This window comes from Aurantiacibacter zhengii (assembly GCF_003584125.1).
Lineage (GTDB): Bacteria > Pseudomonadota > Alphaproteobacteria > Sphingomonadales > Sphingomonadaceae > Alteraurantiacibacter > Alteraurantiacibacter zhengii.
In genome coordinates, this window is sequence record NZ_QXFL01000020.1 from 1 (window position 1) to 15307 (window position 15307).

At 59.9% G+C, this 15307-nt stretch carries 17 protein-coding genes and 2 pseudogenes; 13 read left to right on the forward strand and 6 right to left on the reverse strand.

Annotated elements, in window-relative coordinates; translation table 11 throughout:
* Nucleotides 1-275: 275 nt before the first annotated feature.
* The 3 genes and pseudogenes from D2V07_RS18075 to D2V07_RS19200 all read right to left on the reverse strand — a co-directional run.
* Nucleotides 276-1310, reverse strand: a complete 1035-nt coding sequence (locus D2V07_RS18075) for an IS110 family RNA-guided transposase (RefSeq protein ID WP_119587162.1) — start codon at nt 1308-1310, stop codon at nt 276-278.
* A gap of 186 nt (nt 1311-1496) precedes the next feature.
* Nucleotides 1497-1922: a hypothetical protein gene (locus tag D2V07_RS18765; RefSeq protein ID WP_199698840.1), complete on the reverse strand. Its 426-nt coding sequence runs from the start codon at nt 1920-1922 to the stop codon at nt 1497-1499.
* Nucleotides 1923-2114: 192 nt separating this feature from the next.
* Nucleotides 2115-2207 (reverse strand): annotated as a pseudogene (locus tag D2V07_RS19200) (hypothetical protein); the annotation flags it as partial.
* Here D2V07_RS19200 and D2V07_RS18080 point away from each other — a divergent pair.
* The 6 genes from D2V07_RS18080 (at nt 2163) to D2V07_RS18105 (ending at nt 7629) form a co-directional block, all read left to right on the forward strand.
* Entirely contained in the window at nt 2163-4100 is a 1938-nt protein-coding gene (locus D2V07_RS18080) for a TonB-dependent receptor domain-containing protein (protein ID WP_233548516.1), read from the forward strand. The pseudogene D2V07_RS19200 and the gene D2V07_RS18080 sit on opposite strands and share 45 nt — an antisense overlap.
* 76 nt (nt 4101-4176) lie before the next feature.
* The gene (locus tag D2V07_RS18085) at nt 4177-4860 is read left to right on the forward strand and encodes a PepSY-associated TM helix domain-containing protein (RefSeq protein WP_119588295.1); all 684 of its coding nucleotides are present in this window, start codon (nt 4177-4179) and stop codon (nt 4858-4860) included.
* A 14-nt stretch (nt 4861-4874) separates the two neighbouring features.
* Nucleotides 4875-5393 carry a DUF2271 domain-containing protein gene (locus D2V07_RS18090; RefSeq protein ID WP_119588296.1) on the forward strand — a complete coding sequence of 173 codons (519 nt, stop codon included), beginning with the start codon at nt 4875-4877 and terminating at the stop codon, nt 5391-5393.
* Between the two features lie 38 nt (nt 5394-5431).
* On the forward strand, nt 5432-6235 hold the full coding sequence (locus D2V07_RS18095; RefSeq protein WP_158586897.1) for a DUF4198 domain-containing protein: 804 nt from the start codon (nt 5432-5434) through the stop codon (nt 6233-6235).
* Nucleotides 6232-7248 carry an FAD:protein FMN transferase gene (locus D2V07_RS18100; RefSeq protein ID WP_147367070.1) on the forward strand — a complete coding sequence of 339 codons (1017 nt, stop codon included), beginning with the start codon at nt 6232-6234 and terminating at the stop codon, nt 7246-7248. Before D2V07_RS18095 ends, D2V07_RS18100 begins: the two co-directional genes overlap by 4 nt.
* A gap of 183 nt (nt 7249-7431) precedes the next feature.
* Nucleotides 7432-7629, forward strand: coding sequence for a hypothetical protein (locus tag D2V07_RS18105; RefSeq protein WP_119588299.1), 198 nt, complete (start codon nt 7432-7434; stop codon nt 7627-7629).
* A 9-nt stretch (nt 7630-7638) separates the two neighbouring features.
* On the opposite strand, the gene D2V07_RS18110 is transcribed toward D2V07_RS18105, so the two are convergent.
* The 3 genes from D2V07_RS18110 to D2V07_RS18120 form a co-directional block, all read right to left on the reverse strand.
* Entirely contained in the window at nt 7639-8442 is an 804-nt protein-coding gene (locus D2V07_RS18110) for a class I mannose-6-phosphate isomerase (RefSeq protein ID WP_119588300.1), read from the reverse strand.
* Nucleotides 8443-8812: 370 nt separating this feature from the next.
* Complete coding sequence (locus D2V07_RS18115; protein ID WP_158586898.1) at nt 8813-9436, reverse strand: response regulator transcription factor; 624 nt, start codon at nt 9434-9436, stop codon at nt 8813-8815.
* A gap of 762 nt (nt 9437-10198) precedes the next feature.
* A complete protein-coding gene (locus tag D2V07_RS18120; RefSeq protein WP_158586899.1) occupies nt 10199-11128 on the reverse strand; it encodes a GGDEF domain-containing protein in 930 nt (309 codons plus the stop codon).
* Nucleotides 11129-11331: 203 nt separating this feature from the next.
* On the opposite strand from D2V07_RS18120, the gene rfbA reads away from it, so the two are divergent.
* The 7 genes and pseudogenes from rfbA to D2V07_RS18155 all read left to right on the forward strand — a co-directional run.
* Nucleotides 11332-12216: a glucose-1-phosphate thymidylyltransferase RfbA gene (gene rfbA, locus D2V07_RS18125; RefSeq protein ID WP_119588303.1), complete on the forward strand. Its 885-nt coding sequence runs from the start codon at nt 11332-11334 to the stop codon at nt 12214-12216.
* On the forward strand, nt 12213-12758 hold the full coding sequence (gene rfbC / locus D2V07_RS18130; RefSeq protein ID WP_119588304.1) for a dTDP-4-dehydrorhamnose 3,5-epimerase: 546 nt from the start codon (nt 12213-12215) through the stop codon (nt 12756-12758). The genes rfbA and rfbC overlap by 4 nt, the downstream gene beginning before the upstream one ends.
* On the forward strand, nt 12755-13603 hold the full coding sequence (gene rfbD, locus D2V07_RS18135; RefSeq protein WP_119588305.1) for a dTDP-4-dehydrorhamnose reductase: 849 nt from the start codon (nt 12755-12757) through the stop codon (nt 13601-13603). The genes rfbC and rfbD overlap by 4 nt, the downstream gene beginning before the upstream one ends.
* Nucleotides 13596-13967 carry a GDP-mannose 4,6-dehydratase gene (locus D2V07_RS18140; protein WP_119588306.1) on the forward strand — a complete coding sequence of 124 codons (372 nt, stop codon included), beginning with the start codon at nt 13596-13598 and terminating at the stop codon, nt 13965-13967. The genes rfbD and D2V07_RS18140 overlap by 8 nt, the downstream gene beginning before the upstream one ends.
* 60 nt (nt 13968-14027) lie before the next feature.
* Nucleotides 14028-14213 (forward strand): annotated as a pseudogene (locus D2V07_RS18955) (ribonuclease D); the annotation flags it as partial.
* 24 nt (nt 14214-14237) lie between these two features.
* Nucleotides 14238-14891 carry an LPS export ABC transporter periplasmic protein LptC gene (locus D2V07_RS18150; RefSeq protein WP_119587768.1) on the forward strand — a complete coding sequence of 218 codons (654 nt, stop codon included), beginning with the start codon at nt 14238-14240 and terminating at the stop codon, nt 14889-14891.
* On the forward strand, nt 14891-15307 hold a 417-nt coding region (locus tag D2V07_RS18155; RefSeq protein WP_325049030.1), incomplete at its 3' end, for an LptA/OstA family protein. The genes D2V07_RS18150 and D2V07_RS18155, both read left to right, overlap by 1 nt.

Here is a 15307-nt window from a genome sequence, read left to right on the forward strand (position 1 = left end):
TGGGCCGTGTGTGGACGGCCCTCCGTTGGCAAGGGTTTTATGAAGTTTTGCATTCTGCTGGTCGAGGCGGCCATGTGTCCGGCCTTTGAATGCGGCTGTGTCATGCGCCGCTGGCCATGATGCCTTTCGCGCGAACCGGGTCCCGACCTATAGCACGCGCTCGAAGCGCCACGGCCCAAAATGGGTTTTCCCGATCCGGCGGTTTCAACCGGCTTCGTGCATCAACTCCTCTTTGCCCTTTCCAACTTCGTCAGCGCGGTGACCGCGCGAAGCTTCTATACCGGCATCGGCTGCGGCTGCGGCTGGCGATAGCGTTCGCCACTGGTCATCAGCGCCCAGACCATGCGGGCGTTTTTGTTCGCAAGCGCCACCGCCGCGACCTTGGCAGGCCGGCGGGCAAGCAATTGAACTAGCCAAGGTCGCTTCGTGCCATGCCGCTCGGCATGGCGGATGACCGCCATCGCCCCGACGACGAGCATCTGCCGCAGGTATCGGTTGCCCGCCCGGGTTATACTGCCGAGCCGCTCCTTACCGCCCGACGAGTTCTGCTTGGGCACGAGCCCGATCCATGCAGCGAGATCGCGACCGGTCTTGAACACTGTGGGGTCGGCGACCGATGCAACGAATGCGCTTGCGAGAAGCGGCCCCACGCCGGGGATCTCCATCAATCGGCGGCCGAGCTCGGTCCGCCGTGCACTGGCCAGTACGCGTCGGTCATTCTCGAGAATCTGCTGCTTCACGACATCAAGCTGCGCTGCCAGCATCTGCAGACAAAGACGCGCATCCTCCGGCACGCGATCGTCGCCTGCATCGGCGACCACCTCGAGCAGCCGTTCGACCCCAAGTCGGCCGACCGGTGCCACCACTCCAAACTCCGAGATGTGTGCACGGATCGCGTTCGAGATCTGGGTGCGTTGGCGGTTCAGCATCAACCGCACACGGTGAAGCATCATCAGGCTCTGCTGCTCTGGGCTCTTCACCGCGACGAAGCGCATCGTCGGCCGGGTCACCGCCTCGCAGATCGCTTCCGCATCGGCAGCGTCGTTCTTCCCGCGCTTGACGTAGGGCTTCACGTATTGCGCCGGCATCAGCTTCACATCGTGACCCAGTGCGGTCAACTCTCGCGCCCAGTAATGCGAGTTGTTGCACGCCTCGATGCCGACGAGACACCGCGGCAGCGTCGCGAAGAACGGCAGCATCCTCGCTCGCGTCAGTCGGCGGCGGATCAGCACCTTGCCATCTGCTCCAACGCCATGCACCTGGAACACCGACTTCGCGATATCCAGACCAATCGTAACCACTTCGCTCATCTCGAGTCTCCTTCCAGCTCAATCCCGCGATACTACCGCAGGTGGATGGAGAGCCGTCCACAGCATCAGTTGCAGACTGTCCGCTATCGCCAATCAAATCGCAAGAACCTGCCGGTCAGCAAACGACCCCACTGCGGACATTCAGAGGCATTGGGGCCCTTGTTTCGCACAATCCCCTCAATAGACCTAAGGCAAGATGGTCACCACTACGCGTCGATAGCGTGTTAGGGCAGGGGTGCCCTTATCGGTCACCTTAACGATGAACTGAGCTTCCGATGGCTCGTCCACGGCAGGAGCAGTGAAGCCACGCGCGTAGAGGTTATCGGCGCCCCACATCTCTATAGGCTTGGAGCAGGTTCCGGCTTCCGGATATCGAAACCAATGATAGCTGAGGCTGTCCCCATCCGGATCAGCAGTGCCAAGAGCGCTTAGCAAAACCGTTTCACCCGAACGGACGGTCAGTCTGTCAGGGTGCGCAAGTCGAACGATAGGTGGATGATTGGCGTCGGCTGGTTTCTTGATCGTCCAATCCATCCGAGCGGCAAAATCATTCTGGAATTCATCACGCCAGCGCCAAAGTGTCTCTCGGAAGCCTTCGAAAGTGCGGTCCATCGGCTCGATCGCACGTCCGTAAGGCTTTGCAATATAGGGCGTGAAGCTGTCGACTGCGTTGGTCCAGATTGGTCGAGTCTCCGCTGGCACTGGAACGCCACCATTGAAACCATCAGGGTTGGTAGTCGAGAGGTCTGGTATGCGCAGTTCATATCGCCCGCCCCAGCCGCCCCAGTCCGGGCGTTCTGGAACATTGAGGCCGTTGGGAACAAGGCCAAGGAAAGAAGGTGTGTCGCCTTGGTGGAGCGGATCGAGGTTATCCGCGGTCCGGCATCGACACTGTATGGCGCGGATGCGATGGGCGGGGTAATCAATATCATCACGCGTCCGGTCAGCCGCTACTGGACCGGTTCAGTGACGGTGGGTCGCAGTTTTCAGGAAGACGAGCGCTTCGGCGACGATATCACCTTTGACGCTGCCGTGACCGGGCCAATCCTGGGCGATACGCTCGGTATAGCGCTTCGTGGATCGATCTATGAGCGCATGGCCTCCAATCCCGAGTTTGTGCCGGTGATCGATCCATCCGGAGAGGAGCAGGTTCGCGCGCTCGGTTTCGGTGGCGGCGGCCGCACGGTGGACAACACGAATTACAGTGCGGGCGGCACGCTCAGCTGGATGCCGTCCGTCGATCACCGCATCGCTTTCGACTATGATATCTCGCGGCAAATCTACGACAATACGCCTGTCACCGATCCTGTTACCACAGAAGTGAGCTTCCCCCTCGGCACGCTTGATAGCATCGACACGATCTGGCAGACCCGGGGTGGGATCGTCGCCCCGCGCGTCGGCTACAAGGACGAGCAGCGATATGACCGGACCAACTGGTCCATTGCCCACAACGGCGAATGGTCCTTCGGCACCAGCTTCATATCGCTGGCACATGTCGACACCGTCAATCGCGGTCGGACCCGGCCATTCTCGGTGGCCGAACGACTGCTGCTGCAGGACATCTATGATGGCACCGGCGACTATGCCGGACTGAGCGAGGAAGAGCGCAGGGGTATCGCGGCGGCAACGTTCCTGCCGCGCCCTGACCGCGATCTCAGGAGCTCGCAATACACGCTCGACGCGCGCGTGGTCGTGCCGTTGTCCGGCTTTGTCGGCAACCATGAAGTTGTCGTCGGTGGCCAGTATATCGACGGCGAACTCTTCGATGCGGTGTTCGGCCTGGAAGAAAGCTCGGAAGGCATTCCCGCGGTGCAGGAGCAGCGTCAATGGTCGATCTTTGCGGAAGACAACTGGTCCCCGGTCGACTTCTTCACTCTCACTGCCGGGGTCCGATACGACGAGCACGATGTGTTCGGCGGACAGGTCTCGCCGCGCGTCTACGGCGTGTTCAACGTCACCAATACCGTGATCGTAAAGGGTGGTGTCAGCACAGGCTACAAAACGCCCAAGACCACCGATCTTTACGATGGCATTCGCGGTTTTGGCGGCCAGGGCACCTTCCCCTTCGTGGGGAACCCGCTTCTCGTGCCGGAAACCAGCACCAACACCGAAGCTGCGGTCTACTGGGATCCGCTGCCCGGCACCGGCATCAATGTGACCTATTTCCACACCAGCTTTGATGACAAGATTGCCAGTGCAAGCGTGCAACCGTGTGCTCTTACCGGTGGGGAGCGCCCCTGTGCCAACCTCGGTGATTATTTCGCCGTCCTTGACGTCGGCATTCTGAACCAGCCGGTCAACATCGACGAGGCAAAGGTCGAAGGCGTCGAGGTCGCGGGCCAGCTTCGCTTCCTGCGCGATTTCAACCTGCGCGCCAACTACACCTATACCGACAGCGAGCAGTTGAGCGGACCCGGCGAGGGGTTGCCTCTCACGAACACTGCCGCGCACATGGCCAACGCGACGCTCGATTGGACAGTAACGGAACGGATCAGCGCGCAATTGAATGCCGAGCACCGTTCTCGCCGCTATCGGGGCGTGGATGCCACGACCGGCGATCGGCTCTTTTACGAGAGCTACACCGTTCTCAATCTGGGAGCGCAGTTCGAGTTGAATGAGCACATCAGGCTGGCGGCACGGGTCAACAACCTGCTCGATACCGATTTCACCAGCTATCAGACGAGCTTCATCGACAACGGCGACGGCACTTTCGATCCCGTTTTCATCGACGACTACAACAACAAGGACAAGGCGCGCAGCTACTGGGTCAGTCTGAATGCGCAATTCTGATGGTCGCCAATGATTGGTTGCTATTGATCTTCAATTGCAATTAGACGAGCGTCGATAGGACGGGGAAGCAAGCAGAATGAATAGTCGATCAACCTTTCAGCGCACGTCCGCAATCGCTCCGCCGGCGCCGGAGAAGAAAGCGAAACGCCGCATTCCGGCCTTCTGGGTGCGGCAGTTCCACACGTGGCACTGGATGAGCAGCGCTATCTGCCTGATCGGGATGATCCTGTTTGCGGTGACGGGGATTACCCTGAATCACGCCGGTGCGATTGAGGCGGAGCCCGTCATCGTAACGGAGGAACTTGCACTGCCGGACAGCCTTCTGGGAACGCTGGAGCGCGTTCCTGAAGGCGCCGATGCCACGACACCCGTGCCGGACGCGCTGGCCCGGTGGCTGGAGGGCGAGCTCGACGCGGGCCTGGCGGGACGTGCGCCCGAATGGACCGAGAGCGAACTCTACATCGCGCTTCCCCGTCCGGGCGGCGATGGCTGGGTGGCGATAGACCGGGTGAGCGGGGACGTGCTATTCGAAAGCACCGACCGGGGTTGGATCGCCTACTTCAACGATCTTCACAAAGGCAGGGACAGCGGCACGGCCTGGTCCTGGTTCATCGATATCTTCGCGGCCGCCTGCGTCGTTTTCTCCGTCACCGGCCTGCTCCTGCTGCAACTCCATGCCAAGAACCGTCCGTCCACATGGCCCATCGTGGGTGCCGGGGTCGTCATCCCTGCGCTCCTGCTCATCTTCCTCGTTCACTAGTCAAGGAGACACCCATGCGTGTCAGTATTGCTTATGCCTTTGCGGTCACCAGCCTGGTTGCGGTGCCTGCCGCAGCGCAGGAAATGTCGCTCAGCGTCGAGATCCCTCGCTTGCGCGTTGCTGAATACCACAACCCCTATGTTGCAATCTGGATCGAGAACGAAGCGGGCCGCGCCGTGCGCACACTGGATGTCTGGTATGACATCGATCTGCGCGCCGACGACCCCGAAAAGTGGCTGCCCGATATGCGCACCTGGTGGCGCCGCGCGGGCCGTTCGATGAACCTTCCGGCTGACGGCATCAGCGCTCCCACCAAGGCTCCCGGCACCCATCGCGTGGCCTACCGCCAGGGCTCGCGTCCGCTCGGTAATCTTCCGGCGGGCAGCTACACGTTGCGCGTGGAAGCCGCGCGCGAGGTGGGCGGGCGCGAGGTCGTCAGCATCCCCTTCCAATGGCCGCCGCGATCGAACGCGAGTGCCACCGCAAGCGGCGATGCCGAACTCGGCACCGTCCGCCTCAGCTTGTCGCGCTGAACGCGATCAATCGAAGATCAAGACTGAAAGGAACACCCATGTTCGCCAAGACTAGCCTTTATGCCATCGGCCTCGCGCTGGGTCTTACCACGCTCATTCCGAGCGAAGCCAATGCCCACCGCCGCTGGCTGCTTCCGTCTTCCACGGTCCTTGCCGGCGATAGCGAAACGATCACCGTGGATGCGGCAGCTTCCAACGAGCTCTTCGTGTTCGAGCACCGGCCCCTGCGGCTCGATTCCCTCGTTATCACCGGCCCTGATGGACAGAGCGTGCAGCCTCAGATAATTGGCTCCGGTTCCTATCGCAGCGTCTTTGACCTGCCGCTCGCGGCGCAGGGAACCTACCGCGTTGCTCTCGTCTCGAACGGCTCGATGGGCTCCTACGAACTGAATGGTGCACGCCATCGTTTTCGCGGTGATGCAAGCGAGGTGCCCGAGGGAGCGACGGACGTGCGCATGAACCACACCCATTCGCGCACAGAAACCTTCGTCACGCTCGGCGCGCCCAGCGACACGGCCCTCCAGCCCGTCAACAGCGGACTGGAAATGATCGCCGTCAGTCACCCCAACGACATCGTCGCAGGTGAACCGGCCACGGTCCGCTTCCTGATCGACGGTCAACCCGCTGCCGGGCTGGAAGTAGAGTTCGTGGAAGGCAACACGCGCTATCGTGATAACGCTGGCATCCAGAACCTCGTCACCGATGCGGAAGGGCAATTGACCCTCGAGGCGGCAAACCCCGGAATGTATTATCTCGAGGCGTCATCCAGCCAGGACGGCATTGATGGAGAACCCGATCGCCGTAGTTCCTACACCGCGGTCCTGGAATTTCTACCGCTTTGACCGATGCCATGAGCCGGGAAAGGGAGGAGTTCGACCAAGTTCTCCTTCCCCCGCATCCCGAGCTTTCTTTTCGCCCGCCGCCCGCCAAGAGCCGCGAATGCAGGCGGTCGGGCGAGACGATGGGAACGGTATGGGCAGTCTCGGCCATTGTGCCGCCTGGTGTCACCGACGGTGCCGTGCACACGGTTCTCGCCGACACCTTTTCCCGGGTCATCGCGCAGATGAGCCAGTGGGAAGAGCGATCGGACCTTAGCAGGTTCAACCGTGCATCAGGCGGCACGTGGCACAGGCTGGGTAAGGATTTTGCGAGGGTCCTCGACTGTGCGATTGCGGTTGCCGAGGCCACCGGCGGCGCTTTCGATCCGACGATAGGCGCGGCGACGGAAATGTGGGGGTTCGGATCGTCTGCCCCACCGCAAATTGTCCCGCATGCCCATAATGCGAAGGGGACAAGACACTACAACTGGCGGGACATTCGCCGAGAAGACAAGGGCCGCACGCTGTTCCAACCCGGGGGACTGGCGCTCGACTTTTCCGGGATTGCCAAAGGTCACTCGGTCGATGCCGGTATCGAGGCGCTGCGCCGGATTGGAATCGAACATGTCTTGCTGGAGATCGGCGGCGAGGTGCGGGGCGCTGGGCTGCGAGCGGATGGAATGCCCTGGTGGGTCGATATGGAAAGCCCTCCGGACAGCACACTGCCAAGCGCGCGCGTAGGGCTGACTGGCTGGTCGACTGCGACATCCGGCAGCTATATGCGCCGGCGACGCGCGGGTAACTTATCCTGGTCGCACACCCTCGACGCGCGCAGCGGCTTGCCGTTGGACAATGATATTCTCGCTGTCAGCGTGCTCCACCCGGGTTGTATGCAAGCTGATGCGCTGGCTACGGCGATACTGGCACTGGGCGCGGATCGTGGGTTGGACTTCGCGGATGAGAATGGCATTCCAGCCCGTATCTTGCTCGCGGACAAAGCGCTTGAAAGCGCCGCTTGGATGCGGTGGCTGGGCTAGGGCGTTTGCCGTACCTCCGGGTGACAGGGAAAGGTGATATTGGGGGTCGCAACCTGACCTAACCTAGCGGCTCTGTTTGTCCATCTCGAGAAACCCGACAGCAGCTATTGGCATCATTAATAGCTATAGCGTTTCCGGCTAAGACAGGGAAATCGGCTAAGATAAACGCGCCGTCAGTTTAGATTGCCGCTGCAGCAACGGTTTGGCATCCTCTGCAGCGAAGGGATCAAGAAGTGGTGCGAGAGCCTCGAGATATCGGGGGAGGGCAAGATGGCGGGTTTTTACGAGACGGGCGTCTACATTTTTGCAGTCTCACTACCATTAAGTTTGGGGCTTGATGGTTTTGTGGCCGACGCGATGCTGGCTTTCGGCGTGGTCTAGGCCCGGCCCTCAGCGAGGGGCGGTCACCACGCATTTGCCTTCTGGCGCGGAAGTCACGCTCGCCAGGTCGGTGGCATAGGCGCACTCACCAGGCTTGATCACCTCGCTACCTGCTACCAGCACTTCGCCCGCAAGGGGCAGCACCAGCAGCGGCTCGCAATAGGTATAGAGCAGGTCGTCGCCGGCAATGCCGTCGACCCAGTCCAGGCGGAAATGGGGACCATCCACCAACGTTGCGCTGCCGCTGTGTGGCAGGCGCTGGTGCAAGGCCATGTCGTAGGGCGATCCGTCGGCCACCGCCATGCCCTGCTCCAGGTGCAACTCGCGTGGGCGGCCATAGTCGTAGAGGCGATAGGTAATGTCCGAATTCTGCTGCACTTCGATGATCGAACAGCCCGGACCGATGGCATGGACAGTGTCTGCGGGGATGTAGAAGAAGTCGCCGGCCCGCACTTCGTGCCACGTCATCAACTGCTCGATGGAGCCGTCGAGCGCGGCCGTGCGCATGGCCTGTGCATCCAGCGGCTCGTCGAAACCGATGCCCAGACTGGCGCCAGGTTCGGCGGCGATCACCAGCCAGCACTCTTCCTTGCCCTGGCGTCCCTGGCCGGCAGCCTCGGCCTGGTCGTCGTCGGGGTGACATTGTACCGACAGCTTCTCGCTGGCGAACAGATACTTCACCAGCAACTCGGGCATCTGCGTGGGAGGCTCGAACCATATTTCCCCGATACGCTGGCCTTCGGGGGCAGCGAAAGGTGCAGGCAGCACATCGCGGCCCCAGACCTTTTCCACGCTCTGTGTCGTCAATAACATCGTGCGAACCCTATCGCGCCGGAGTTGCAAATCATAGAACCGTCCAAGAATCTCTCGCCGGATGCTGCGCTGGAACGTAGGGTGCCTTCCCATGACGCCTGACACAACCCTGGTGCCGTTTCTCGCGCTGCTTGCGGCGGGCGCGGGGTTCGCCATCGGACTGTTCGGCATCGGCGGGGGTTCCTAATGGTGCCTGCACTGGTGCTGATCCTCCCCCGCTACGAGTTCCGCTACGCACCCACTGCTTCAACCGTCCTCAAGCGTCGCAAAGCGCTCAGGATCTATTTCTTTGGGAACCCCTATGGTCCATTATTCAGCAACACGGTAAAGTTCGGCAAAGCCTCTACTTCTCGAACAAACTGGTCCGGATTCACACAGGGCGCGCTGAACTAGCAGCTTCGTAACGCTGGAAAACCGAAATGGCCCCGACAATATTCGGCAGATCGATTTTTCGGATTATATTCGCCCGATGAGTTTCGACTGTGCGAACCGAGATATCGAAATTTTGAGAGATCATCGCATTTGAGTCCCCGCGGGAAAGGGCTTTTAACACTTCAAGCTCCCGGGGGGTCAGAATTTCAATACGAGCCTTATCCTTCTCCGTCTGATCGACAATCCTAATTCGCTGATCCACTATAGGTGCAGCGCCTTCGATTGCTTTCTCCAGAGTTTCAGCGGGGAATGGTTTCTCAAGAAAGTCGACTGCGCCACTTTTCATAGCAGCGACAACGATATCGGCGCTGGCCTTTTCTGCTATGGCGATGATAGGTAACGCGAAGTTTGCTTCCGAAATTGTTTCAATAAGATCGGCTCCATCGGTGCTCGTATTCCGCACGTCTAATAGAACAACGCCGGGTTCCAATGCTCTGATTTCGTTAACTAGGTCGGCTGCACTCAAGAATGGGCGACAACTCCAGCCACCTTGCGACAGCATCCTTTTGAGTTCGATGCGCGAATCTTTGTCAGCGTCGGAAATATAAATAGGATACTTCAAGAGCTGGCTCCCCTCCCTGCGACGCTGAAACCGGCGCAAAAGACCCCAGTTCATGCTTTCCAATTGAAGGGTTCATCACCTCGGCTGTTACGTCGATCCCATAAGGCCGAGAGCACCTTATCGCAAGACTCGCGACTTGCGATTAGCACGAAGTTGAGAGCATCCTTGGCGGTCTCCGAACCGTCCTTGCAAGGGTAGCCAATATCGCTGGCTGAAACCAGGCCACCGCGAGGGCTTGGCTTTGGGGCTTATCAAATCGAGGATCGGACTTGGGAGAATTCGTCTGTCACTGCCAGGTCGTTTGCGCGCCTAATGCAACCGTGTCTTTTGTTCGGGGCATGGCGAGACACTGGTGACGAACGAGCCAGACCGCGGCAAGTCCGGACGCGCGGTGGCGAGTATGCACTCAGACACCATGGATGGTACCGGCTACCCCCAATACCTGGGGCATTCACCTGCCGATTGATCGTAGCACCTGAGCGAGCATATCGGCATTACCGGCCCCGCCCGCAACGGCAGCCAAGGAAAGCGCTGAAAGGTATGAAAAAGTAGCAAGGGTTTCCCGTGCCGACCTGGCAACAGGTGTTCAGGGCGAGGGCCAAGCCGACTTGCCTTTCGAGTTATCGAGGACATCGGGCTGTTCGATCGGGAGCACGCCCTCTACGAACCTCACATACAAAGCGCCATCAAAATCCTGTGCGCTATCAACGTCAGGTTCCGACCCTGCGATACATTAATTGAGGATCCTAAGAACCCGGATTTTCAACCCACTTCTGCCTGAGCAAGAGCACGGCCCTGAACCGTGATATCACGATCGCGGCCTCTCGCTCTTATGACTGCGCTTTGTTGATCCTCGCGATCTGTGGGGGGCGCAGATGATGCGAGCTCATTCAGGTCGCCTTTGGCTAACATTGCCAGCACCATGCCGAGCTTTTCCCTCTTGGCGCGGTACATGAGGCGGTCAGCCTCTTTGAGTTCGGCATCGATAGACGTCGAGCCAGCTGGCATGACCAGTGCGCCAATGCTGCACCTTAGTGTGGAAGTCCCCTTCTGATTGACTTGCGCATTTAACCTGCTCGCGACTTTATCGGCAGAGGCCAGATCCCCCACTCTAAGGAATATTACGAATTCATCGCCACCGACGCGTGCAAATATATCCGTATTACGGATGGTCTTCCTGACACGATCCGCAAAATCCTGAAGAGCTTCGTCACCCGCATCGTGGCCAAGGTCGTCATTCACCCGCTTGAGCCCGTCAACATCGGCAAACAGCAGTACAGCAATGCCGGGTCGGTGGGCTTCATTCGCGACAGCTTCGAAGAATGCCTTTCTGTTGAGAGCTCCTGTCAACGGATCGACGCGGGCAAAGCGCCATTCCAATTCAAGGGCGGCACGGGCTACACCTAGCATCAGAACCACGGCCAAAGCGCTGGAGATTTGTAAGGCCATGACGACAGGATTTTCGTCGAGCGCCAGGGCTTGGCCGCTCTGAACCTGGATGACACCGATGAAAAGGCCGACGAGAACGGCGAACAGGTTTCCCACAAACCAGGCGCCAAATGCGCATATTAGCAAAAAGAATGGGCCGAAACCAACAGTAGGAAAGGTGCTGTGTGCAAAAATCGCCAGTAGCGCGCACCCAGCTAGTGCCGTTGCCGCCGGTCCTCTCGGCACTTGCATGAAGATGGGCATCCCTGACTTGAAAGCGAGAGGTCTCTCCGCGCGTCTTTTATGGTGCGTCCCTGGAATCATGATCGATCCTTAGGCTTGGTATGCTTAATTTTGCGCTAATCTTCAGCCGAACCTCTCAAATTCATACGTCGCTGTTGACCGCAGCTGATACTGCTGCAATTCAGCAGCGCGTCGCAGAGATTGTCTCCAGCCTCAGAGGGTGCATGCCACGTAAGGGAATAATTCTAGCGGGTGGCTCGGGAACTCGGCTCTATCCGTTGACACGTGGCGTCTCGAAGCAGCTAATGCCAGTCTTTGACAAACCGATGATCTATTATCCGCTCAGTACGCTGATGCTGGCTGGCGTGCGGGAGGTGCTGATCATCACCACGCCGGAAGATCGGTCGCAATTCATGCGCGTGCTTGGTGATGGGGCCGATTTCGGGATCGCTATCAGCTATGCCGTGCAGCCAAGACCGGAGGGGCTGGCGCAAGCCTACCACATCGGTGCAGCCTTCGTCGGGAACGCCCCCAGTGCTCTCGTTTTGGGTGACAACATCTTCTATGGTCATGGTCTGCCCGAACTCCTCGGCAATGCAGCTGCGCGCGAAGAAGGGGCAAGCGTTTTCGCTTACCAGGTCAATAATCCCCAGGCTTATGGCGTGGTTGATTTCGACGCTAACGGCGTGGCCTCCTCAATTGAGGAGAAGCCCGCCGCGCCGAAGTCGAACTATGCCGTGACCGGCCTTTACTTCTACGACAATACCGTTGTGGACCGAGCGCGTGACCTGAAGGCGTCGCCGCGGGGGGAGCTGGAGATCACGGACCTGAACCAGCTATATCTCGATGACGGCCAACTCGCGGTGGAGATAATGGGACGCGGTTATGCGTGGCTCGATACGGGCACCCACGGATCATTGTTGGACGCGGCCAGCTACGTTCGCATCACCGAAGAGCGACAGGGTTTGAAAATCAGCTGTCCGGAAGAGATTGCATGGAGGCAGGGCTGGATCGACGATGCCGCACTGGAGAAGATCGCCGCCCCTCTCGTAAAGTCTGGATACGGCGATTACCTGATGAAGCTCCTGCACGAGCCCACGAGCCGATGAAGGTCAACTCTTGCGACATCGACGGCCCACTCATCATCGAACCGCAGGTCTTTGGCGACGAGCGCGGCTTCTTTATGGAAAGCTGGAACGCAGTAGAATTTGCCCAAGCTGGTCTTGCCGTCGATTTCGTGCAGGACAACCATTCTCGCTCGCAGAAGGGCGTGCTCAGGGGAATGCATTTTCAGAACCCCGGCCCCCAAGGCAAGCTTGTGCGCGTGGCATCGGGAGCAGTATTCGACGTAGCGGTCGACCTGCGCCGTTCCTCCCCCACATTCGGCAGATGGACGGGTGTGGAGCTTTCAGCTGAGAACAAGCGCATCTTCTGGGTGCCGCCAGGCTTTGCACATGGCTTTCTCACGCTAATGGACGGCACGGATTTCCTTTATAAATGTGATGCACCATACGCGCCGGCAAACGAACAGTCGCTGGCGTGGGACGATCCCGAGGTGGGTATCGAATGGCCGACCGAAGGGCTGGACATCCAGTTGTCAGCCAAGGACCGTGAAGGAAAGTCGCTGTCACAAGTGGAGGCTTTCGTTTGAAGGTGCTCATAACCGGCGCGAAAGGGCAACTGGGTCGTGCTCTCATCGCCAGCGCTCCAGCAGGCTGCGTTGTCCATCCTGTCGATGTTGACGAATGCGATCTGGCCGACGCGAGCGCAATCGTTGCCGTTCTGCGCGAAGTCTCGCCCGAGCTTGTGATCAACGCGGCAGCTTATACAGCAGTCGACAGGGCTGAGAGCGACGAGGAGGCAGCCCGAGCAATCAATGCCAAAGCGGTCGCTACACTGGCAAGCGTGCATGACGGCAAGCTTGTGCACGTCTCGACCGACTTCGTGTTCGACGGCATGTCGAGTCGTGCCTACCTTCCTGATGACAGCCGCAATCCGCTGTCCGCATATGGACGGACAAAGGCCGAAGGCGAAGACCACCTGCGCAATACTGACATCCTAGTTCGCACCGCCTGGGTCTACACTGCAGGCGGTGCTAATTTTGTCCGCACCATGCTGCGCCTGATGGCAGCGAAGCCTGCGCTGGACGTGGTGGCAGACCAGATCGGCGCTCCCACCTGGGCGCCTGGTCTTGCTGCTACAATCTGGGGACTCGTCGAGAAGCAGGCGAGCGGTTCTTTCCATCACAGCGATGCAGGTGTTGCCAGCTGGTACGATTTCGCAGTCGCCATCCAGGAAGAAGCCATAACGCTCGGCTTGCTGGACGAGGCCATACCCATCACCCCCATCCCCACCAGCGCCTATCCCACGCCTGCGGTGAGACCTGCCTTTTCGCTTCTCGATTGCAGCAAGACGCGCGCACTGCTGGACGATGGCCACACGCACTGGCGCGTGAACTTGCGCAGAATGCTCGAAGAGGAAGCAGATTTTGACTAACCTGCTCGTTACTGGCGGTGCCGGCTTCATCGGCGGCAACTTCGTTCACTATTGGGCGCAGAACCACCCCGGCGACACGATGATCGTTCTCGATTGCCTGACTTATACAGGCAACAAATCCACTATCGCCGGGATCGAGCAGGCAGAGCTAGTAGTAGACGACATTCGCCATACCGAGCTGGTCGCAAAGCTGCTGCGCGAACGCGACATCTCGACAATCTTGCACTTTACCGCAGAAAGCTACGTCGACCGATCTATAACCGGTCCGGACGTGTTCATCGAGACCAATATTCTCGGCACGAACTCGCTGCTGAAGACTGCACGTTCGGCTTGGCTGGGTGCGGGCAGCGGCAGTCCACACTAGTTCCACCACATCTCGACTGACGAGGTCTACGGCTCTCTCGGCCCGGACGAACCCGCTTTAGATGCACAGCGCGAATATGCCGCTTCGGACGTGCGCTATCTCCACCGTCTCCGCGACATCCTGATCGAGCGTCTTGCGCGGGAAGGCCGCCTTGAACTCGCGCACGCGTGCTACGATTTCCTTCCTGCACGCGCGCGGCTCGATATAGCAGGCTGGGCGGACAAGGATATTTTCAGCCACGAGTAATGATCTCGGGCGTTAGAGCATGGCATGACCAGAGCCGCAGACAGGATGCGCAACAGGCGCCAGCAGTTCGCGACACCGGGAGGTTCGCTGGATCGGATCGTGCGCGTGCTGGCCGTGGGGCTTCCTGCCCTGGTGGGCGTGGTCGCGGCGATGATGCTGATTACCCCGCTGTCGCCGCGCGGGGAGATCAGCTTCCTGCTCGACCGCAACAAGGTCGCCATCGCGGACGACCGGCTCCGCGTCGACAACGCGATGTACCGCGGTCAGGACAACAGGGCGCGTCCGTTCAGCCTGGTCGCCGGCGAGGCGGTACAGCGCAGTAATTCCATACCACTTGTGGAGATGCAGGATATGACAGCGCGGCTCGCGCTGGCCGAAGGTCCGGCTGTCCTTACCGCCCCGCGCGGCGTCTATGATATCGACGATGAGCAGGTGCGCATTCCCGGCACGGTCCGGTTCGACGCTGCCGATGGTTACAATTTCATCGCTCGCAACGTGACGATCGACCTCCCCTCCCGCACCCTGACTGGCGATGGGCAGGTAAGCGGCGCGATCCCGGCCGGTGCCTTCTCGGCCGATGCCATGCGCGCGGACATGGAAGAGCGTACTTTCTCCCTCAACGGTAACGCCAGGTTGCGCATGGTGCCCGGCCGCTTGCGACTGCCCGAGGAAATGTGATGATGGAGCCTGACAGCATGAATACCGAAACCCCATCCTCGCGTCCTGCGCTTCGCCACCTTGTCGTGCGCGGCCTGGCTGGCGGTCTCATCGCCGGCGGGATCGCGGCGCTGTCGTTCGGTTCGGTTGCCGGGGCGCAGACGATTGCCGGTTTCAATTCAAACCAGCCGGTCAACTATGCTGCCGATCGCATCGAGTTGCAGGATCGGCAGAACCGGGTTGTCCTGTCTGGCGATGTCCAGATCCGGCAGGGCGACCTGCAACTGACCGCGGCGCGGACGACGGTAGCCTATAGCGATGCCGGCAGTCTGCGAATCCAGCGCATCGATGCGACTGGCGGTGTGACGGTTACGCGCGGCAATGAGCGCGCCAGCGGCAATGCCGCCGTCTACGATTTCAACCGGCGGGTCATCGTC